19 protein-coding genes are annotated in these 20,428 nt (G+C 58.1%); 6 read left to right on the forward strand and 13 right to left on the reverse strand.

Annotated features, from left to right (window positions below):
* Complete coding sequence (locus tag AC0N03_RS13810) at positions 1-1,197, forward strand: efflux RND transporter periplasmic adaptor subunit (RefSeq protein WP_474289395.1); 1,197 nt, start codon at positions 1-3, stop codon at positions 1,195-1,197.
* Positions 1,198-1,296: 99 nt separating this feature from the next.
* Here the strand turns inward: AC0N03_RS13810 and AC0N03_RS13815 are convergent, their stop codons facing one another.
* The 8 genes from AC0N03_RS13815 to AC0N03_RS13850 all read right to left on the reverse strand — a co-directional run bounded on the left by AC0N03_RS13815 (position 1,297) and on the right by AC0N03_RS13850 (position 12,572).
* Positions 1,297-2,028 carry a hypothetical protein gene (locus AC0N03_RS13815; protein WP_474289396.1) on the reverse strand — a complete coding sequence of 244 codons (732 nt, stop codon included), beginning with the start codon at positions 2,026-2,028 and terminating at the stop codon, positions 1,297-1,299.
* Positions 2,029-2,325: 297 nt separating this feature from the next.
* A complete protein-coding gene (locus AC0N03_RS13820; RefSeq protein ID WP_474289397.1) occupies positions 2,326-3,048 on the reverse strand; it encodes an ABC transporter ATP-binding protein in 723 nt (240 codons plus the stop codon).
* A complete protein-coding gene (locus AC0N03_RS13825; RefSeq protein WP_474289398.1) occupies positions 3,045-3,797 on the reverse strand; it encodes an ABC transporter ATP-binding protein in 753 nt (250 codons plus the stop codon). Before AC0N03_RS13825 ends, AC0N03_RS13820 begins: the two co-directional genes overlap by 4 nt.
* Positions 3,794-4,747 (reverse strand): branched-chain amino acid ABC transporter permease, encoded by a 954-nt coding sequence (locus tag AC0N03_RS13830; protein WP_474289399.1) that lies wholly within the window; start codon positions 4,745-4,747, stop codon positions 3,794-3,796. Before AC0N03_RS13830 ends, AC0N03_RS13825 begins: the two co-directional genes overlap by 4 nt.
* Positions 4,747-5,613, reverse strand: coding sequence for a branched-chain amino acid ABC transporter permease (locus AC0N03_RS13835; protein ID WP_474289400.1), 867 nt, complete (start codon positions 5,611-5,613; stop codon positions 4,747-4,749). Before AC0N03_RS13835 ends, AC0N03_RS13830 begins: the two co-directional genes overlap by 1 nt.
* A gap of 187 nt (positions 5,614-5,800) precedes the next feature.
* Entirely contained in the window at positions 5,801-7,048 is a 1,248-nt protein-coding gene (locus AC0N03_RS13840) for an ABC transporter substrate-binding protein (RefSeq protein WP_474289401.1), read from the reverse strand.
* 296 nt (positions 7,049-7,344) lie between these two features.
* The gene (locus AC0N03_RS13845; protein ID WP_474289402.1) at positions 7,345-9,738 is read right to left on the reverse strand and encodes a tetratricopeptide repeat protein; all 2,394 of its coding nucleotides are present in this window, start codon (positions 9,736-9,738) and stop codon (positions 7,345-7,347) included.
* A gap of 383 nt (positions 9,739-10,121) precedes the next feature.
* Positions 10,122-12,572 (reverse strand): arylsulfatase, encoded by a 2,451-nt coding sequence (locus AC0N03_RS13850; protein WP_474289403.1) that lies wholly within the window; start codon positions 12,570-12,572, stop codon positions 10,122-10,124.
* Between the two features lie 484 nt (positions 12,573-13,056).
* Between AC0N03_RS13850 and AC0N03_RS13855 the strand changes: the two genes are divergently transcribed.
* Together AC0N03_RS13855 and AC0N03_RS13860 are read left to right on the forward strand one after the other, a co-directional pair.
* A complete protein-coding gene (locus tag AC0N03_RS13855) occupies positions 13,057-13,308 on the forward strand; it encodes a hypothetical protein (RefSeq protein WP_474289404.1) in 252 nt (83 codons plus the stop codon).
* Positions 13,309-13,408: 100 nt separating this feature from the next.
* Positions 13,409-14,596, forward strand: coding sequence for an alpha/beta hydrolase (locus AC0N03_RS13860; RefSeq protein ID WP_474289405.1), 1,188 nt, complete (start codon positions 13,409-13,411; stop codon positions 14,594-14,596).
* 131 nt (positions 14,597-14,727) lie between these two features.
* Here the strand turns inward: AC0N03_RS13860 and AC0N03_RS13865 are convergent, their stop codons facing one another.
* Together AC0N03_RS13865 and AC0N03_RS13870 are read right to left on the reverse strand one after the other, a co-directional pair.
* Positions 14,728-15,186, reverse strand: a complete 459-nt coding sequence (locus AC0N03_RS13865) for a hypothetical protein (protein ID WP_474289406.1) — start codon at positions 15,184-15,186, stop codon at positions 14,728-14,730.
* A gap of 188 nt (positions 15,187-15,374) precedes the next feature.
* The gene (locus AC0N03_RS13870) at positions 15,375-15,725 is read right to left on the reverse strand and encodes an HdeA/HdeB family chaperone (RefSeq protein WP_474289407.1); all 351 of its coding nucleotides are present in this window, start codon (positions 15,723-15,725) and stop codon (positions 15,375-15,377) included.
* Positions 15,726-16,081: 356 nt separating this feature from the next.
* Between AC0N03_RS13870 and AC0N03_RS13875 the strand changes: the two genes are divergently transcribed.
* Both AC0N03_RS13875 and AC0N03_RS13880 read left to right on the forward strand, forming a co-directional pair.
* Positions 16,082-16,873: a DUF2092 domain-containing protein gene (locus tag AC0N03_RS13875; protein WP_474289408.1), complete on the forward strand. Its 792-nt coding sequence runs from the start codon at positions 16,082-16,084 to the stop codon at positions 16,871-16,873.
* Complete coding sequence (locus AC0N03_RS13880; protein WP_474289409.1) at positions 16,870-17,178, forward strand: hypothetical protein; 309 nt, start codon at positions 16,870-16,872, stop codon at positions 17,176-17,178. The genes AC0N03_RS13875 and AC0N03_RS13880 overlap by 4 nt, the downstream gene beginning before the upstream one ends.
* Before the next feature lie 243 nt (positions 17,179-17,421).
* Here AC0N03_RS13880 and AC0N03_RS13885 read toward each other — a convergent pair whose 3' ends face one another.
* Positions 17,422-18,120, reverse strand: a complete 699-nt coding sequence (locus tag AC0N03_RS13885; RefSeq protein ID WP_474289410.1) for a L,D-transpeptidase — start codon at positions 18,118-18,120, stop codon at positions 17,422-17,424.
* Between AC0N03_RS13885 and AC0N03_RS13890 the strand changes: the two genes are divergently transcribed.
* Entirely contained in the window at positions 18,108-18,311 is a 204-nt protein-coding gene (locus AC0N03_RS13890) for a hypothetical protein (RefSeq protein ID WP_474289411.1), read from the forward strand. The two genes, AC0N03_RS13885 and AC0N03_RS13890, sit on opposite strands and share 13 nt — an antisense overlap.
* A 109-nt stretch (positions 18,312-18,420) precedes the next feature.
* Here the strand turns inward: AC0N03_RS13890 and AC0N03_RS13895 are convergent, their stop codons facing one another.
* Together AC0N03_RS13895 and AC0N03_RS13900 are read right to left on the reverse strand one after the other, a co-directional pair.
* Complete coding sequence (locus AC0N03_RS13895) at positions 18,421-19,368, reverse strand: sugar-binding transcriptional regulator (protein WP_474289412.1); 948 nt, start codon at positions 19,366-19,368, stop codon at positions 18,421-18,423.
* 75 nt (positions 19,369-19,443) lie between these two features.
* The gene (locus tag AC0N03_RS13900) at positions 19,444-20,427 is read right to left on the reverse strand and encodes an ABC transporter permease (protein ID WP_474289413.1); all 984 of its coding nucleotides are present in this window, start codon (positions 20,425-20,427) and stop codon (positions 19,444-19,446) included.
* Position 20,428 lies beyond the last annotated feature (1 nt).

Here is a 20,428-nt window from a genome sequence, read left to right on the forward strand (position 1 = left end):
ATGCGCACCGCCAAAGGACTGCTGATTGTCGCAATTGTCGTGATGGCAGGCTTTTCCATTCTCGTCTGGTCGCTGATGTCTCAGCCAATTCCCGTCGAGACGGTCAGGATAACCGAACATGCCTTCCAGTCCTCGTTCAGCGAGGACGGTAAAACACGCCTGCGCAATCGCTATACTATTTCAGCTCCGTTCACTGGCACATTGCTGCGGCCACGTTTGAAGGCTGGCGACAAGGTCGAGCAAGGCGATGTTGTCGCAACGCTTTACTCGGCCCCCTCGCCGCTGCTTGACGCACGCCTCAAAGCCGAACTGCAGGAGCGCATTGGCGTCGCCGAAGCGAATATCGAAGAAGCAACGACGCTCATGGAAAGCGCCCGCATGGAATATGCGCAGGCCTTGAAGGAATTCGAGCGCGTAAAATCCCTCAATGAAACGGGCACCGCAACCCGTCAGCAACTTGACCGCTCGCAGCTGGCAAAGGACGTAGCCGAGCGCAGCCAGATCGCCGCCGAAAAACGCCGCCATGCGGCCGAGCATGTGCTCGAACAGGTGCGGCAGCTGTCGGCCTCGTTCGAGGCAGCCCAGCATAACGACCAATGGACGGTCAAAGCGCCGATTTCAGGCATTGTCGTCAAAGTCTTTCAGGAAAGCGAAGGCATCGTGACGAGCGGGTCGCCCCTGCTCGATATCGGCGATCTGAAGGATCTCGAAGTTGTCGCGGATATTCTGACGCCGGATGTCGCGACGATCCGACCCGGCCAGAGGGTCATCATCGATAAATGGGGAGGACCGGTTCCGCTCGAAGGACGCGTCCGGCGTATTGAACCATCGGCGATAACGAAGATTTCCGCGCTCGGCATCGAAGAGCAACGAACGCCCATTCTGATTGACATTGTCTCGCCGTCCGATCTTTGGAACAATCTGGGGGATCAATATCGTGTCAATGTTCGGGTTATCACCTATGAAACCGACAGCGCCCTCATCATTCCGGCAAGCGCGATCTTTCATAAAACTGACGGCGATTACACCTTCGTCGTGCGGAACAATGTTGCGCAATTGCAGAAAATCGATATCGGACAGCGCGGAAGCGGCAGCGCAACCGTCTCTTCCGGCCTGAGCCAAGGCGACGAGGTGGTCATCTATCCACCGCGCGAACTTGCTCAGGGAAAAAGCATTGCCAGACGCAGCACCGAATGAAAATCGGCTGAACGCTCCAGAGTGAATAGTTCAGACCCCATAACCCCGCCAGGGCCGGGAGTCAGGCAAACTGGCCAGAGCCTCACGCGCATGGTCTGGCTATTCCTCGGAGCGTCGCCCGTAGAATGTCAGATATTCGGTTGTTTTCCAGGCCAGGCGGCCATTATTGGTGCCCTCCGCCACCTTCTTGACATAGCGATTGACTTCCGGAACGTACCAGCGCGTCGATTTGGCGACAATCTTCCTGTTATTGCCGGAAACGCTCGTCATTGTCGTCTCGATTTTGAACCCATGATAATGAGTGCCCGATCTGGTTGCCACGTCTTCATAGGCCACAACATTTGACGAGGTTGACCAGGTAAAGCTGATGTCAGGATTTTGCTTGGATGCGATGAATTTCGTTTTCCAGCTTGCGCCGACCTTCAGAGGCAACTTTACACCGCTCGATTGATCCCCGTTTGCCGTGCGCCGCCACATCCCATCGTCGATCAGGTTCCAGTTGTCGTCATAAACCGCCAGAATCGTCGAGGATGCGAATGCGGCATTCGGATTGGACGTAGCAACATTCACGCTGTATGTCCTGCCCCTCAGCTCGGTGACGGTCAGTGTCTGGGTGTATTTGAGCTCGCCGGTAATTTCATCATAGGTCTGGTAGGTCCAGCGGTCGCCCGGCTTGACATCGATGGACGTGACGATGGGCGAGGCCTCGCCGTTCATGTCCTTTGCCTGCGGTTCCGGCACCACAGCGGCTTCAGCAGCCAGCGCCTTTGCGGTTGCCGCCAGCAAATATGCGGCCGCCATTATATGGGTCAGGCATCTGGAACGGTTCATGGCCGAACCTCCCAAGAGGTTATCCAATGCGCGAATTTTACATGTTTTTTCAGCACCATACAAGAACGAATGGCCGATGGCCGATCAATTTCCTTTGCACATTTATCAATGCGCGCACTTCGTTTTATTCTGCCCGAACTCGATTAAATCAGCGTCTTTGTTCTTTTCCCGAATTGTTGAATTCAAATTCATTTAAGGGACAGCCTAATTTTGAGCGAATGCCCGGCCGGTTTGAAAAGGCGGCAAGATGTTTTGACCGGTCAGCACGCCCTTTTGACGCGCGCCGCCCTTTGCCAATCAATCATCCCATTTTTCGCTGCTGACACCCGCGAGCGAGCGCACACGCTCTTCGTCTTTGGCAAATTCGGGGGCTGAACCCGTATGCACCACCTTGCCATCGTCGAGCACGTAACACCGGTCGGCGATCTCGCATGCCGCGCGCACATTCTGTTCGACAAGCAAAACGGAAATGCCCTCACTGCGCGCGGCCATGATGATGCGGAAAACCTCCTGAACGATCAGCGGCGCCAGCCCCTGCGAGGGCTCATCCAGCAAGATCAGACTCGGATTGAGCAGCAGGGCGCGCGCAATGGCCAGCATTTCCTGCTCGCCGCCGGATAATTGCCGGCCCATATTGCCTTTGCGCTCCGAGAGCCGCGGAAACACCTGATAAATGCGCTGGATATTCCAGGGTCCGGGACGATCGATCGGAACCTTGAGATTTTCCTCAACGGTCAGATTGGGGAATATACGCCGGCCCTCCGGCACAAACCCCACGCCGAGGGCGGCAATACGATAGGGCGGCCAGCTGGTGGTTGATTGGCCAAAAATCTTGACCTCGCCCTGCCGCGCCGGAGTCAGCCCCATGAGGCTGCGTAATGTCGTGCTTTTGCCCGCGCCGTTGCGGCCCAGCAATGTCACGATCTCCCCCTCGCGCACCTCCATGCTGACGCCATGTAGAATATGGCTTTTGCCATAGAAAGTATTGAGATCATGCGCCTCCAGCACTGTGCCGCTCATGTCGTGGCCTTTCCGAGATAAGCGGCCTGCACGGCCTCGTTGGTTGCGATTTCCTGCGGAGTGCCCTCCGCCAGCATGCGCCCTTCCGCGAGCACGAGAATGCGGTCGGCAAGATGAAACACCACGCGCATGTCGTGCTCGATCAATACGATTGTGAGTTTTTCTTCGCGATGCAGCCGGCGGACAAGTTGCGTGATGTCATATGTCTCCTGATCGCCCATGCCTGCCGTTGGTTCATCGAGCAGGAGCAGCCGCGGGTTGAGCGCCAGAGCCATCATGATTTCCGTGGCGCGCTGATCGCCATGGCTGAGCTCTCCGACAAGGCGGTCGGCCTTACCGCTCAAGCCGCCCATGCCGAGAAGATCGTCGATCCGCGAGCGAATCTTGAGATCGCGGTCGCGCGACAGCCACGGGCTGAGACGTAAGCCCAAAGCGACTTCCACCGGAATACGCAGGTTCTCGCGCACTGAGAGTTCAGGAAAAACTTCGGTGATCTGAAAGGTGCGGGCAATTCCGCGCCCCACGCGCTTCGCGGGCGCAAGGGTCGAAATATCATCATTGTCGAAGATGATCCGGCCCGATGTCTGCATCAGAAAGCCGCTGATCAGATTGAAGAATGTGGTTTTGCCGGCCCCATTCGGCCCGATCACGGCGCGCAGCTCTCCCGCCGCGACATTCATCGAGACGCCGTTCACCGCAATCAGGCTGCCGAACTGCTTGGAGACGTTTTCAACGCGTAAAAGGCTCATTGGGTAACCTTCCGTCGGATTATGCCAAGGATGCCGCGCGGAAAGAACAGCACAACCAACACAAAGAAGAGACCGACAAACGACATCCAGTTCTCGGTCTGGCTGGAAAGGTAATCCTGCAGCACCACGAAAATGGCAGCGCCGATCAGCGGCCCCCAGAACGAACGCATGCCCCCCAGCACGGCCATGATCACGAAGTCGCCCGACTGGCTCCAGTATAATGCGCGGGGGTCGACGAAGTTGTTCAGCAGGGCGTAAAGCGCCCCGGCAGCGCTGACAATGGCGCAGGATATCGTCCACGAGATCCAGATATGCTGATCCACGGGAATGCCGAGAAAGCGCGCCCGCCGCTCGTTTTCCCGGATCGCGATCAGGGTGCGGCCAAAGGGCGAGCGCAGCAGCCAGGCCATGGCCGCCGTCGCCAGCGCAAATACCGCAAGCACAAGAAAATAGAAGGCTATCGGGCTATGCAGGATATCGAGCGTTGTGACGCCGAGATGAATCGGCTGACGTTCCCAGCCGGTAAGGCCATCGTCGCCACCCGTCACCGAATTCCAGCGGAAGGCGATGAAGTAGAAAACCTGCCCGAATGCGATGGTCACCATGGCGAAATAAACGCCGCGCAGGCGGATGATCATCGGCCCGATGACAGCCGCGGCAAGCGCGCCCGCGAGCGTGCCAACCAGCAACCCGGCGCCGGAGCTTGGCACCAGATAGCGTATTGTCATGGCGGCGCCATAGGCGCCGAGGCCGAAATAGGCCGCGTGTCCGAATGACAGAACGCCGGTGTAGCCAAGAAGAAAGTTCAGGGCCATCGCGGCCAATGCCAGCACAACGACCCGGCTGCCCAGCTCGACATAGCCGCCGACATGCGTCAGCCAGAACGGCATGGTCAGCAGCAGAAGCCAGATGAGCGCATTCGGAGCCTGTTTTTGTAGAAAGGTGCCCATCAGAAACGTCCTTCTTCGCCGAGGAGGCCCTGCGGACGCACCAGAAGCACCACGGCCATCATCACATACATCACAGCTTCCGTCGCCGAGGGGAAGAAAACCGTCGTGACGCCGGAAGCCACGCCGATCAGCAGGCCGCCAAGCAATGTGCCGGGCAGGCTGCCAAGCCCCCCCACGATGATTGCCACAAAGCTTGGCATGATCAGCGATGAGCCGATTGTTGGCTGCAACCCAAGCTGGCCAACGGCCAGAACGCCCGCAAGGCCGGCAAGATAAATGCCAAGGCCAAAATTCATGTTACGCAACACCCGGACATTGACGCCCAGAACCGATACGGTCTCAAGATCCAGCGTCCCGGCCCTGATGCGCATACCGAGCCGTGTGCGGTTGAGGATGTAAAACAGCCCGGCCACCGCAATCGCGACGATCACAACCATGAACAGCCTGTAGCCGGTGAGAAAGAAGTAATTGCTGGAAAGGGGCGACAGCAGCCAGGCCGGAACCTGAAAGGGCAGGCTTTGCGCGCCCCAGATGAAACGTGTCCCGTCCTCGAACATGAAAGCGAGACCGAAGGTCAGCAGCAGGCTGTAGAGCGGATCGCGCCCGTAAAGCCGGCGTATCAGCACCCGTTCGACCAAAAGACCAAGCGCGGCTGTCAGAACCGGCGCCAGAACCAGCGCGCCCCAGAACCCCACGAAGGGAATCAAGGAGAATGCAAGATAGCCGCCGATAGCCAGAAAGCCGCCATGCGCGAAATTGATCACGCCAGACAGATTCATGATCAGCGAAAGGCCGAGGGCCATCAGCGCATAAAATGCGCCCACGATCAGCCCATTGAATATGTTGAATAAAACAACCTGCGTCATGGCGACAACCCTGGCTTCCCTGAAGCGTTGGCCGACACATCTCCGGTGAGCGCGCCGAATTTATGTTCATGCGCCCAGTCCGGGCGCCAGCGCGCCCGGCCATTCCGAAAATGTGCGGACCTGTTTCCCCGCAGAATGCGGGAGCCGAGGCGCGGCACCGAAGCTGCGCCCCGCCCTTTTCAGGAATTCAGGATGGCCACACCATCTTGCAGCCCGATTCCTCAAGCGAGTCAGCTGCATCGGTTCCCTTGACCACATCCGTGACCTTGAACAGGTCATCAGGCACGCTGCCTTGCGCCTGTGCCTGGCCGACGAACAGGTTGGGAATGAGCTGGTTCTGACCCCCGCGATAGAACGCGCCGTCGGGCATCAGGGCGATTTCGGGCGGCAGTTTGAAGTCCTGAAGGAATTTGGCCATTTTCACGGTCTCCAGAGACTTGGCGCCATTGGCCGCCAGCGCGCATGTCCAGGTTGACGTAAAGCCGAACCAGGTCCGGGCGGTCGGCACCCGACCGGTCTTCTTTTTGATTTCGGCGACGAATTCAGCGACATGCGGAACGCCGGGCTGGTTCCAGTACCATTCGAAGACCCAGCTGCCCACGCGGGCTTCGGGAGGCAGGCCCTCCAGGGCTTCAAGTTCCTGCTGCGCGCCGGCAAGGTGCATTTTTTTATCGAGGCCGAACTGCACCGCCTGCTTGAGCGCATTGACCATGTCGTCGCCCTGCGTCAGGAACACGATCACATCCGGATTGGCGGCCTGTGCCTTGATCAGATAGGATGAGAAATCCGTTGTGCCGAGCGGCGTCAGGTCGCCGCCCACCTTCGAGCCGCCATTTTTGGCGCAGGCCTTTTCAAGCCCCGCCTGCAACGTATGGCCGAAGGCATAGTCAGGGGTTATGTAATACCATTTCTTGCCGCCGGTTTTTATCAGCGTCGGCGTAACGGCATTGGCTTCCATCTGGGTCGTATTGCAGACACGGAACACGTTCCAGTGGCACGCAGAGCCGGTTATCGCGTCAGTATGTCCGCCCGGAACGACATGCAGGACGCCTTTTTCCGCAGCAACACCCGCCATTGCCAGCGCCAGAGCGGAATTGACGTTGCCGAGCAGGAAATTAATATTGTCGCGGTCGATCAGCTTGCGCGCCTTCTGAACCGCCGTGCCCGCGTCTCCGGAAGTGGAGTCTTCAACCAGCAGTTCCGCCTGGCGCCCCAGAATTCCGCCTTTGGCGTTGATCTGCTCGATAGCGAGTTGGCAGCCAATCAACTCATTCTTGCCAACGGCGGCATATGTGCCGGTCAGCGGATTGTCCAATCCGATTTTGACGGTCTCGGCGGCGCGCGCCCTGATTATGAATGGTGAGGCCACTTGCGCAACACCGGCAAGCGCAACAGCTTTGACCACCGAACGGCGGTCGATACCGAAGTCCTTCATTTCCTTCCTCCCTTATTCAGTCTTTTTTTGTTTTTTTATTTTCGATCTTTTGTCGCCGATCGCGGACTGGCACGACTATGAGTCATTTTCTCAGCCCTCATTAAATACAGAGGCTATCCATAAAAATTTGGGTACGCAACCGCTAACATCTCAGACTAATGTTGTAGACTCTGGACCACTGCGGCAGGGCGCAGATGGTGATCCGAGATTTCAATCAGCGGCCGGAAGAGAGCGCATTCCGGTTTCCGTTCTTCGGTTCCGGCGGATCGCGCGGAAAAATCAGGCTCGCGCCGCACTCATTTCCCCTGCCCGATCCGCTTCCTGAGCGCGTCAATGAAATTCGCCAGACCATGGTCGTCCGGCGTGATCTTGGCCAGCCGCAGTGCATATTCAAGCGCAGATGCATCGTCTCCGGCGGCGCGCGAAAATGTTATCAGCGCCGAGAGAATGCCTGTGTCGGCGGGACGTCGCGCAAGCACGTCGGTCAGGACCTTCATCGCTTCCTGCCGCCGGCCGGCTGAGTTCAACGCGACCGCATAGACATAGGCATAGCGTGTCTGGTCGGGTTCAAGTTCCACGGCGCGGCGCAACTCGAGCAGCGCCTCGTCGAGGCGCTTCTCGCGCACCAGTTCGAGGCCGAGCGCATGATGAAGGCCCGCGTCCGATGGCGAGGCGGCAATCGCTGTCTGAAGTACCCCGCCTGCATCTGCCGGCTTGCCGAGCTGGCGATAAAGATCGGCGAGATTGATCGCCGCCGGTGCGAACCGCCCGTTAAGGCGGATAGCGGCCTTATATTCGGCTTCCGCCTCCTTAAAACGACCGCGCAGAGCCAGAAACCTTCCCAGTGCGCTGCGCGATTCCGGCCGGTCGTCATTCAGGCGCTGGGCCGCGACGAATTCGGCGGCGGCCCGCTCAAAGCTCTCGCGATCTGCCGGCGGCTGGTCCGCCGTTGGCACCGCCGCAAGCAGGGAAACCGTGCGGATTCTCACCCCAAGGACAGGGTCCGCGAGCAAAGGCGCGAGAAGCGGCCAGAATTGCGCCGCCGGGACAGCTTCCAGCGCGTCAATCGCGCCGATCCGGACCATCGGGTCAGGATCAGCAAGCGACAATATGGCAAGGTCGACGCTCGATTGTGTCGGACTGGCCGATAATTCCGTCAGGGCGCTTGCCCGCGCGATAGCCGGCGCGGACGCATTGGAAACAACCTGCATCAGCAGCGTCTGGGCATCGGCCGCTCCGCTCCATGAGGCGTGGAACGCAGGCGCATAGGTTTGGAACGCCTTCCGCTCAGGTCCGAACCATTCGGTGACGGCCGAGGCTGCCCATTGCGCAGTCTTATCGGCGTGGCAATCATTGCAGGCATTGGGCGTGTGCAATGTCGCCGAAAGATCGGGCCGCGGGATCCGAAAGCTGTGATCGTGCCTGCGATCGACACCCATATAGGTTCGGGTCGGCATGTGGCACGAAATACATTGGAGCGGCGGCTCTGCCTTGTCATGATGCACATGTTTCGCGGTGCTGAATTCGCCCGAATGGCAGGCAAGGCAGACCGCATCGCCGGAAAGGCGGAGTTTTGCGCTGTGCGGGTCATGGCAGTCGCTGCAGGTCACGCCAGCGGCGAACATCTTGCTCTGCCTGAACGGGACGTAATTGTAGGTTTCCTCGGCATCCATCATCTGGCCGTCGGCAGAATAGAGACCACGGCTCATCGGCGTCACGACATGCGTGTCGGACAGCGGGTGGCCGGGAATCCAGTCCTCCGAAATCTGGCTGGCGCGCGCATGGCAAAGGCCGCAGGTCTCGACTTCCTTGCGCGTCTGGGGCGGGGCGGTCATGCGCACCGGACTCAGCGTTTGCGGCGAATGGCTCCAGTTCGGACCGGCACGTTCATCGAAGCGGACTTCAAGGCCCTTGTTCGGGTCGCCTGCCACCGGCGATGGTGCCTGAGCGGTGCTTAACCTTTGCGCCCATTCGACATGGCGCGAGCCGCGCCCATGGCAGGCTTCGCAGGCAACATTGATTTCCGACCATGTTGTCGCAAAGCGATCTTCGGCCGCGTTATAATTCTTGTGCACGTTTGTCGAGTGACATTCGGCGCACATGAAATTCCAGTTCTGGTTGAGTTTGGTCCAATGGAGTTCGTCGCTGTGACCAATGTTTTCCTTGGGATACAAGTGAAACCAGCGCTGACCGCCCGCGCTCAGGGGCCGTGTGTCCCACGCAAGCGGCAGCGCCTGCAAACGGCCATCGGGGAATTCGACCAGATATTGCTGCAACGGATCAATGCCAAAAGTATATTTGACCTCGAATGTAGCGGGCTTGCCGTCCGGCCCATCGGTTTCGACCATGAACTTGCCGTCCTGGCGGAAAAAGCGGGAATGGACGCCATAATAGTCGAATGCGGCATCGTTGAAATTGCCGAGAACGGAACGCTCCGTCGCGTGATCCATCGCTTGCGCGTGATGCGAGCCGCGCCAGAGTTCGAACTCTGCGCGATGACATCCGGAACAGACCTCGGCGCCGACAAAACTCGCCGGGGATGCGCTTGTGCCCGCAGGCGGGTCCGGCTGCACGCCCGCATTGCCGGCGAAGACAAGCGGCCAGGTTGAGCAACCCACAACGAACACAAAAGCAAGCGCAAAAAGCACGGCGGTTCTGCCGAGAAGCTTTGACGCATACCTTTGGCGCATTGCCCTCTCCAAAACTTAAAGCCCGCACACCGGTTCTCAGGCTAGCACGGCTTATATCTCCGCGTCTGCACAACCCTGAGGTGAAACGGGGGCGTATGCAGAGACGCGGGCAGCCAACACCGAATATCTTTTAATTCTGCATCGGGAGCGTACTGAGCTGAGCCTCTGTGCCGATCAATGGTTCAGCATTTCGCCTGTTCTGCCGGGCGCAGAATGATAACGCCGGACGGGAAGAACATTGCCGCATGGCAGCAGGGATAAAAATTGGCAAGCCTTGCGCGGCAAATACCGACGACATCGTAAAGCCATCCCATCCGGAACAATCATGCGGGCGAAAAGCCCGCCCGCATGATCAGCCCGTCCTATGGATTGGCGCAACATCGTCAGTCGGACATATCCTTCTTCAGGATGGACTCTCCCTTGACGCGCGTCGCATCTTCCGAATCCGCCTTATCCGGCTCCTTAAGGTCTACGGTTACCGAAACGATCTTGCCGGTAAACTTGAAGGGCGACTTATAGGCATCGGTTACAGGCGTACCCTCGTCGGCGCCGACATCGGCACCTTCGTCACCCGAGAATGCACAACACTGGGTTTTTTCGATCCGGCCCGACGCAACGGATTTGCCGTTGACAAAGAGCGTCGCCGTGCCGCCCTTGCCGGTTCCCCCGCCATCATAAGCAAACTCAAGCTTGATCGTCGATTTTCCAGCCGGCAACGGCTGCTTGGCTGCGACCGTATATTTCTGCAAGCCGAGGAAATTATAGGTATAGGTCGGCTTGCCATCGATCACATAGAGGCTCCAGCCACCAAACCGCCCGGCCTGGGCGAGAATGGCTCCATTGGCGCCGCCTTTTGGAACTTCAACATCCGCAGTGATGCTGTGCGAGCGGTTCTTGATGTTGATGAAGACGTTTTCCGTCATTCCGACCATGCCGGGGTAAACCGTCAGCGACGTACGTCCGGCCATCAGATCAGGACGCCCGACCAAGGCCGCGTTGAACCGCTCCAACGTCCGGTCGTCTAGAGGCAGAACATTGTTCTTGACCGCCTCCTTGAGGAACACGTCCTGCATTTCCTTCAGCTTCTCCGGATCCTTCGCAGCCAGATCATTGGCGAGGCTGAAATCGGTCCGCGTGTCGTAAAGTTCCCATTTGTCGTCTTCAAGCGCGGTCCGCGGCTTGAACTCCCACGGCGCACGGTGAACCGTGCCCGCCAGCCAGCCATCCTGATAGATCGCCCGGTTTCCGAATATCTCGAAATATTGGGTCGTATGCGTGCTGGGCGCATTGGCATTGGCGAACGTGTACATCATGCTCACGCCCTGAATAGGGGTCTGCGGCGTACCATTCACGATCTTGGGTTCGGGCAGGCCCGCTGCATCGAGAATGGTCGGCGCGACATCAATCACATGATGCCACTGCGACCGCACCTCGCCTTTGGCGGCAATCCCCTTTGGCCAGTGGATCACCATGCCGTTGCGTGTGCCGCCGTAGTTCGAGGCAACCTGCTTTGTCCATGTGAACGGCGTGTCGCCGGCAACCGCCCAGCCCGCAGCATAATGCGGATAGGTGTTCGGACCGCCGAGTTCGTCGTAATGCTTCAGAATATCCTGAACGGTTTCCTTCACGCCATTGAAATAGGTATTCTCGTTGAACAACCCGGTCATGCCGCCTTCGGCGCTCGCGCCATTATCGCCGACAATGTAGAAGATCAGCGTATTGTCGAGTTGGCCGGTCGCCTTGATTGCATCGACAAGCCGCCCGATTTCGGTATCGGCATATTCACCGAAACCGGCGAAAACTTCCATCTGCCGTGCGTAAAGCTTCTTTTCGTCCGCGCTCAGGGACGCCCAGTCGGCAATTGCGTCAGGCTTTGGCGCAAGCTTGGTACCCGGAGGCACGACACCCAATTTGATCTGCCGGGCCAGCGTCTCTTCGCGCAGCTTGTCCCAGCCCTCGTCGAACTTGCCTTTGTATTTTTCGATCCAGGCCTTCGGTACATGATGCGGCGCATGCGTGGCGCCCGGCGCAAAATAGATAAAGAATGGCTTGTCCGGCGTCAGCGACTTCTCCGCTTGCACCCATTTGACAGCCTGATTGGTCATGTCGGTCATGAAATTATAATTCGGATCCTTCGGGATCTCGACCTGAGTCATGCCGTCATAGATCAGCGGGGCCCATTGGTTGGTCTCGCCGCCCATGAAGCCATAAAATTTGTCAAACCCCTGCCGTGTCGGCCAGCGATCCGTCGGGCCCGAAAGACTCACCTCCCAGGGCGCGGTCTCATGGCTTTTTCCGAACTGGGCGGTGCTGTAGCCGTTCAGCCGTAGCATTTCGGCAATGGTCGCGACATTGTTCGGGCGCTTCCCGGTCTGACCGGGAAATGTCGTCGCTGTTTCCGCGATCGAACCGAAATTGTTCATGTGATGATTGCGGCCGCTGAGCAGCGCCGCGCGGGTCGGCGAGCACAGAGCGTCGGTATGGAATTCGTTATACCGAATCCCATCGTTTGCCAAAGCCTCGACTGTGGGCATGTGAACCGGCCCGCCGAAGGCGCTCGACTGGCCAAAGCCCATGTCGTCGATCAACACAATCAGCACATTGGGCGCGTCCTTCGGCGCCCTCACCTCGAACCGGGGCGGCGGCGGCGCATTTCTGGCATTGAAAACCGTGCTGTGCGGGTAACTTGGTTCGGGGATCGGCAGCACCGAGCGGTCCGTCGGCAGCACGACACTGACCGGCGTGTTCGACTGCGCAAAGACGGGTGCCGCCGTCAGCGTCTGCACCAATGAGAGCGACAATCCAACGGCGATCGTCAACGATAAATGCTTCATGATAGAACCCCCTATCTGCACGACGCGCGCAAAATCCATTAATCAAATCTGCTGTGGCCGCGAAACGCGGTTTATACCCTGCTCGTTCTTCTTAGCCTCTCGTGAGCCACCGTCATTGATCTTCGTCAACGTAAGGCTCGCGAAGGCCTGAAATACCTAGACCAAGTCCGACGATAGTGCATCCTTATCGAATTGGTCCAATCCAAATTATGCGCTGAAGCTATCTAAATTATGATAATCAATCGATCCATATAATTAATCCGCTGCACCTTCGTGACAATTTTATCAAGCTTACGTATCTCGCCTCCGATTGCAGGTTTCCATCAAGATCACAACGATACCTGAACCTGGCGCCGTTCGAGTGAAGAGGACGATCATTTGCAGATGACGCAGATCAATGCCTATAATTTGATAAAATATAATTTTTATCGGGTGGAAAGCCGGAAGAGCCAATATCCGGAACGCGTGACGGGGAGGGACAGACATGCTGAAGTCAATTTTTGCCGGAGTTATCGGAGCCGCCACGGCGGCGCTTATCGCAGGCGGGGGCTTGCTCATGACGCAGGGGTCGGCGAACGCGGTGGTCTATTGCAAAGCTGTCGGCGTGCCGCGCGGCTGTGTCGCCCGCCCTGCAGGGGCCGGAGCCAAGGTGGTTGTCCATCCCGCCACGCCTCGCACCCCGACCGTGGTTTACTGCAAGCGCGCTGGCTATCCTAAAGGATGTGTGATGAGATAGAAGCCGGCGCCGCGGATAGTGTCAAAGATTTAACAATAATTACAAATTCTTGTATCGCATCACCTATGGTTAGGGCTCTGAGGGGGCTGACGTGAACATAATGTCCTTGTTGTCTGCCGGCGCTCCGGCCCGAGCCTTGCTGCGTGCGCTGCGGCGCCATGGCGTGGCCTTCGCCCTGATCCTGCTTTGTGTTCCGCTGGCCGCTTGCGCATCAAGGCCTGAAGCCGGCTTTCTCGCGCCTGTGGCCGAGACAGCGCCGGGCACGGCCGACCATACCATTCTGGTGGCGACCACGCGTCAGCGCGACCCCCGGCCCGGAACGCTGTTCAATGGCGAGCGGGCGGCATCGATCGACTATGCAACGGTCGACGTCTCCGTTCCGCCCAATCATGTCCAAAGCAATATCGAGTGGCCAAGAACGCCGCCGGGAGACCCGAAGGCCAATTTCGTCGTCCGGAAAGAGGCTTATCTCGATGGCGACAAGCAATTCATTCAGATGCTGAACGCCCAGCTTGCGGCGCGCCCAAAAGGTGACCGCAAGGTGTTTCTCTTCATTCACGGCTACAACACTATGTTTGCCGAAGGTTTGTATCGCTTCACCCAGATCGTGCACGATTCCCATGCGCCCGGCGTTCCGGTGCTTTTCACCTGGGCTTCGCGCGGCAAGCTGACCGACTACGTCTATGACAACAACAGCGCAACCGCCGCCCGCGACGATCTTGTCCATACATTGCGGCTGCTGGTGGCCAGCAATGCTGAACAAGTAAACATTCTTGCCCATTCAATGGGTAACTGGGTAACGGTCGAGGCTCTTCGGCAAATCAAAATATCCGGCGACCTCAGAAATAAGAACAAGGTTGGAGACATTCTCCTCGCGGCCCCGGATATTGATTTTGACGTGTTCAAATCCCAGATGCGCAGTTTTCCGGGAGCCCACAAGCCGTTTTATGTCGTGATCTCAAAAGACGACAAGGCCTTGATGCTGTCGAAATTCATTGCTGGAGGCCAGAGGCGGCTTGGAGCGGAAGAGGATATCAGCGAATTGCAGGCACTCGGGGCAAATGTGATCGATCTGACAGATGTCGCGGGTACAGATTCGACAAACCACGACAAATTCCTGCAGTTGGTCAATATCGGCCCAGATTTGCGGAACGTTCTGTCGGCGGGCGTGCGGGACAAATCCAGCCCGACGGTCGCCGATGTCGCCGCGGACAATCCTGCCGGCACCCTTGCCGCGCTGGGCGGATCGGTGCTGACAGCACCGATCAAAATTTTTGCAGGCCAATAAGCGCTGTTTGGGATTATACAACCGCGCTTGCAGCACGCGCCGGGTGAAGCGTCGCGCACATCTGCGGGATGGCGCGCGCAATCGCCTGTGTCGCGATTTGAGTGCCAGCGTCAGCCCGGCACGATCCAAGCCTATTTGGAGAAGGATACAGCCATACCGTCGAGACCGGTCGAAACCGCCAGCCCCTCCCGCTTCGCATGCAACTCCATGATGACGCCATGCGGATTACGAAGCCAGAGCTTCCCTCGCCCCTGATCGCCAGCCGCCCAGCCGGTACGCAACTGACCGTAGACGCCTTCGAAATCGGCGGCAGAATTCAGATTATAGACAGAACCGCTCGCACGCATTTTAGACATGCCAATGCCGCCTATGCCTGCCCCAGCTATGGAAAATTTATAGGTCTTTCCCTTGAAGCGAAGCGTGCCGCCGCCAGCATTGGCACTGCCGATGAAACCAACCTGCACGCTCTTGATAGAAACGGAGCCGGACGGCGTTGAGGGCGCGGCCTCCTGCGCCGATACTCTTACCGGACTAATCAATGACACAGCCACAGCGGCTGACAGGAGCGCGGGAGCTAAGGAAAATCGCATGGGAGAGCGCCTCGTTGATATTTATTTGCGATGGCTTCGTTTCGCCGGGAAAACGCCGGATTTACAAGGCATGGACTGCAGCCGCGCTTGCCCGCGGCCAGCCAGACCGGCAGGGGGCCAGTTCGCGAAGGTCAGACCTGCCAAAGCGGGCAAGAACCGGGCTTAGTAGCCCGGTACCCGGCACCGACCTAGTTCTTCATTTTTATGCCTTTTTCAGCACGGTATTTTTTTTGGATAATGTCAATCGCCTGAATGACCTTCTTGTCCTGATTTGCCATGCAATAGGTGACAACCTCGTGCTCAATCGCCTTGGCCCGGCTTACCTGTATCATATGCTTCTTGCCCAGCCCGTTGTACCAACCGCTGTACCAGACAGCCAGAAAATCAGCGTCCTCCTGATAGGTGTTCGCCAATTGGGCGCAGGTGAGCTTCTGCACATCTATGTAGCCATCGGCATCCGCATAAGTTGACAACTCAACTGCCGCCTGAGCCTGGGTTGCGCAAGCCGCCAAAATAATTGCAAAAATATATTTCTTCATAAATGCCCCCGATATTTTAAAATATTCTTTTTACGCATGAAAGCGTATGGCCGCTTGATGTTTCTGTCAATGATCCGGTCTTCTGTGCAGCATGTCGTTATTGAGACATATAATTTTATTTTCCCGGTTACGGCGCAAAGCCGAGAAAAGGTATAAGGTCGGGTGCGGTGCTGCCGTCCAAATCCCGCACTTCGCTGGCCAAAAAGTTTAAAAATCAGGCAGCTTCATTGATCCGGATCAAAGCTGAGCGGCAATAGCTGTGATGCAATGCATGAAGATCGGGAATTTATGACGATCAGCCGATTTGGGCGGGCCGTGCGGTTGGGCATCAGATCAACCTAGTCAAGGAGAGCAAAATGCTTACTTCATTTTTGAAGGCGACGGTGCTGAGCGCAACCGTGCTTTCAATGGCTGTCGGGTGGGCGGCGGCAACGCCTGCCGCGGCAGACGAACAAAGTGCGAAGGATCTGTTCAAGGCGATGTCAAAATATCTCGCCTCGCAACAATCATTTTCGTTCGCGGTAGATACCAATCTGGAGATCGTCACCCCGGATCTGCTGAAAATCGGCTTCGCAAGCTCCGGCAGCGTCACCGTTAATCGCCCGGACAAAATCAGGATCACGCGCACCGGCGGCTTCGCCGATGCCGAACTGGCTTTTGACGGCAAAAGCATGACGCTGCTGGGCAAGCGGCTTAATGTATTTACCAGCGTCAAGGCTGACGGAACCATTGACGAGCTCGTTGACAGGCTCAGATCCGATTATGGCGCGGAATTGCCCGCGGCGGATCTGCTTTCGCCCGGCGCATACGACCTGATGATGGCTGACGTCACCAGCGCCAACGACCTTGGTGTCGGAGTGATCGGCGGGCAGGTCTGCGACCACCTCGTTTTCCGCACATCGCAGACCGACTGGCAGATATGGATCGCAGAGGGCGACAAGCCCTATCCCTGCCGCTTCGAAATCACCAGCAAGCTGATGGCGCAGGCGCCCAGCTATCGGGTCGACATTCATGACTGGAAGACCGGCTCCGAGGTTGCGGAGGCCAAATTCCAGATCGAGCCGGGAGATGCAAAGGTTGTGGCCATTGACCAGTTCTCGGGTCTCGACGAACTCAGCGAGATGAAGGCAGAAGGAGCACTGAAATGAACAAAGTGACCCGATATGGCTTCGCTGCTCTGGCTCTGCTGCTTCTGGCGGACGGAGTTGAAATTGCCGGCGGCCCATCAGCCATAATTTCCAGCGCTGAAGCGCGTGTGGGGCGGCCTCTGACGCCCGTCAGCGCCGCCGGTGTGGCGCGACGCACGACGCGCAGGGTTATCCGCAGGGGCGCATATATCGCCGTGATTCCCGTCGGCTGCCCTTACGGCGTCTACGATGGATATAACCTCTATTATTGCGGTGGGACCTACTACCAAAAATCCGGCGGCGGCTATGTGGTCGTCTATTTCTGATCGAGACGCTGTGATTTCAGGATGAACGCCGCCGACAGGCTTCTGAGCCGGTTCAGTGCTGGGAAAGCCTCAGTTCATAATCGGGCAACAGCCCGATATGGGACTGAGGCGGCGTTTATCACCCACGATCGGAACATCGGCTTACAAGGAACCTGATCCGGCACGATCAAACATCGCGCCGTCTCCGCCATGCGCCAAGCCGCATGAGGCACGCGGCCTGACATATGCGGACGCGCCAAGCTGTCAATGTTGCTGAACGACCACTCTCGTACCCACGGGCACGCGATTGTAAAGATCGATGATGTCGTGATTGAACAGCCGGATGCATCCGCTGGAAACGGCGGTGCCGATCGTCTCGGGCTCGATTGTCCCATGCAGACGAAAATGCGTATCGACGCCGTCGCGGTAAAGATAGAGGGCCCGCGCGCCAAGCGGATTATCGATACCGCCATGCATGCCGCCCGCATAGGCCGAATATTCCGGCATGCGTTCAATCATGCTTCCGGTCGGTGTCCAGTTCGGCCATTCGGCCTTGCGCCCGATCACGGCCTCACCGCTGAAATTCAGCGCTTCCTCGCGCCCGACACCAACCGCGTAGCGCAGGGCCATGCCATTCTTCTGGACCAGATAGAGCCGCCGCTCGGCTATATTGACGACGATCGTTCCCGGGGCATAGCGCGTCTGGTAGGGCACTTCCTGCCGGAAGAGTTCGGGGTCGATCGCATTGACGTCCAGACCATCGATCGGATAGGGCTCCGTCGTGATCGGTCCGTACATCTGCGCGGCATCGGCCAGCGACGGGGACATGAAATTCGCACCGGAACTCAGCCGGACTGGCGAGGCGCAGCCAGCGGTCGTCAGAAACAGCCCGGCAATGAAGGCGCGCCGGGACGGACGTATATCTGACCAGCTTTCGATATCGGGAAAAAATGAGTGACGCAATCTGTTGCCTTTCGATGAATCATCAAATTGGAATCGAGCGCAAAAATGAACCTAGCGCAGAGATCATGATTATTCCGCAAAAAAATTGCGAAAAATCTCCGAAGCAGCAGGTTTTCAGTCGGAAAAACACAGATGGTGGATTTTGCGCCACTATCCCCGGAACGCCGCACATGCTGGCAGAGAAGGCCTGAGGCTCAGGCGTGTGCGCCGACCGCCGCGCGAAGACGTGCAAAGAAATGCGCCGCCGGTGCCGCCCTGCGGCGCGCGTCTTCGCACGCACGGCAACGGTTATGACCCTCGTCAGATGACGAGGGTTTCGGCCACATGCGCATCCGTGATCAGGACGTTCGGTTCCAGAATTTTCAGGGCAGACCGGATCGCCGCCACTTTTTCCCACCCGCCCGAAGCCAGAACAACCTTGCGGGCGTTCCGGATCATGTCCGGATGCGCCGAGATGACGCATTCATTCAAAGGGTGATCCAGAATATTGCCGTCTGCATCGATGAAGCGGCACAGGATATCTCCGACAGCGCCGGCCTTCTTCAAGGTGGCCACATCTTCCTTGCTGACCAGATTATACCTGTTCAGGGCCGAATTCGGCGACAGGTCACCGACGCTGACAATCGCCAGATCAAGCTTTTCGGCATGTTTGAAAATATCGTAGATGCCCGGGTGACGAACGAGGGCTTCCTTGGTTCTGCTGTCCGGCGCAAAGACCGGCGCGGCCATGATCAGACATTCCGCGCCCAGACGATCGGCGAAGCGCCAGGCGAATTCCGAAGGATTGAACAGGGCCGCGCGGGTCAGGCCGCCCAACAGCGATGCCACGGTCATCTTGTTGAATTTTCGGGAAATGATGTGCGGCAGACTCGATGAAAGCGTGCGCCCCCAGCCCAGCCCCACCGTCATGCCGTCCTGCAGGACATCCTCGAGATAGGCGCCCGTGGCCGCGCCGATCACGGGGCCGACCTGTGAATCGTCCTGCGGTTTGGGAATGACAACGGCACGCTCAAGCTTGTAGCGCTGCTCAAGCCGCCGTTCGAGATCGACGCACTCGCTCAGTTGCGAGGTGACGCGGATCTGCACCGTTCCATCCTCGCGCGCCGCCGCCAGCATGCGGATGACGCGCGCCCGGGTCAGGTTGAGAACCTGCGCCACCTGATCCTGTGTCAGGCCTTCGACAAAATAGAGCCAGGCCACTCTGGTCCGGATATCACTCTGAAGATCGTAAATCTCTGTCAATCGCATCCGCCTCCGGTTCCCTCTTACGCTATCAGACCAAATAACGGCAATCGAAACAACCGGTGCGCCGGGTTGCGCAAATCATTTTTTCCGGCGCAGCAGGTCAACCAGAATGGCAACCAGCACAACTCCCCCCACGATGATGCGTTGCCAATAGCCCGACACATTAAGCAGAACTGTGCCATTTTGCAGAACGGTCAGCAGGACGGCGCCGAAAATGGTGCCGACAACCGTGCCTTCGCCGCCGCGCAGGGACGTTCCGCCGATAATGGCCGCGGTGATGGCCGTGAGCATCCATCCCTCGCCGACGGAAGGCTGCGCGGCGTCCATGCGGCTCGCATAAAAGATCCCCGCCAGCGCGGCGAACATGCCGGCAAGGCCGTAAACGATGAACTCAACCCGCCAGACCTTGATGCCTACCAGCATCGCGGCATCCCGGTTGCCGCCCACGGCGTAAATGTTGCGCCCGAAGCGGGTGCGCGTCAGCATCCACCACAGGCAGAAGCCCGCGCCGAGGAACACCAGAACCGGCACCGGCACGCCATAGACTTCGCCCTGACCAAAAATGTGAAATGCCGGTCCGAGCGGACGAATCGGGTAACCCTGCGTGATGACGAGATTGATCCCGGCGAAAATCTCGCCCGAAGCCAGTGTGACGACGAAGGGGTTCAGCCGCAGCCGGGCGATAAAGGCCGCATTGGCCCAGCCAAGGCAAAGCCCGAAAACGGCCGTCAGCGGAATGACCGCATAGGGATGCACCCCCAGTTTCGTCAGGATCAGCGCACCGATAATCGCCGAAAGACCGGCAGCCGAGCCGACGGACAGGTCGATGCCGCCGATCAGCAGCACCAGCGTCTGACCCAGAGCCACAATGCCGACAAAGGAGGCATTCCGCATCACGATCGGCAGATTGGTCAGGGAGAAGAAATTCGGCGTCGCCACCGACAGGAGCAGGCACAGCACAACCAGCGCGATGAGAACGCCGCTGGCCTCCCATTGCCGGAAACGGGAGAGGATATTGTGATTTTGTCTCGGGGTGCCTGAAATGGTCAATTGTTCCATCATT

It is taken from the genome of Methylocystis sp. sgz306128 (genome assembly GCF_056032725.1).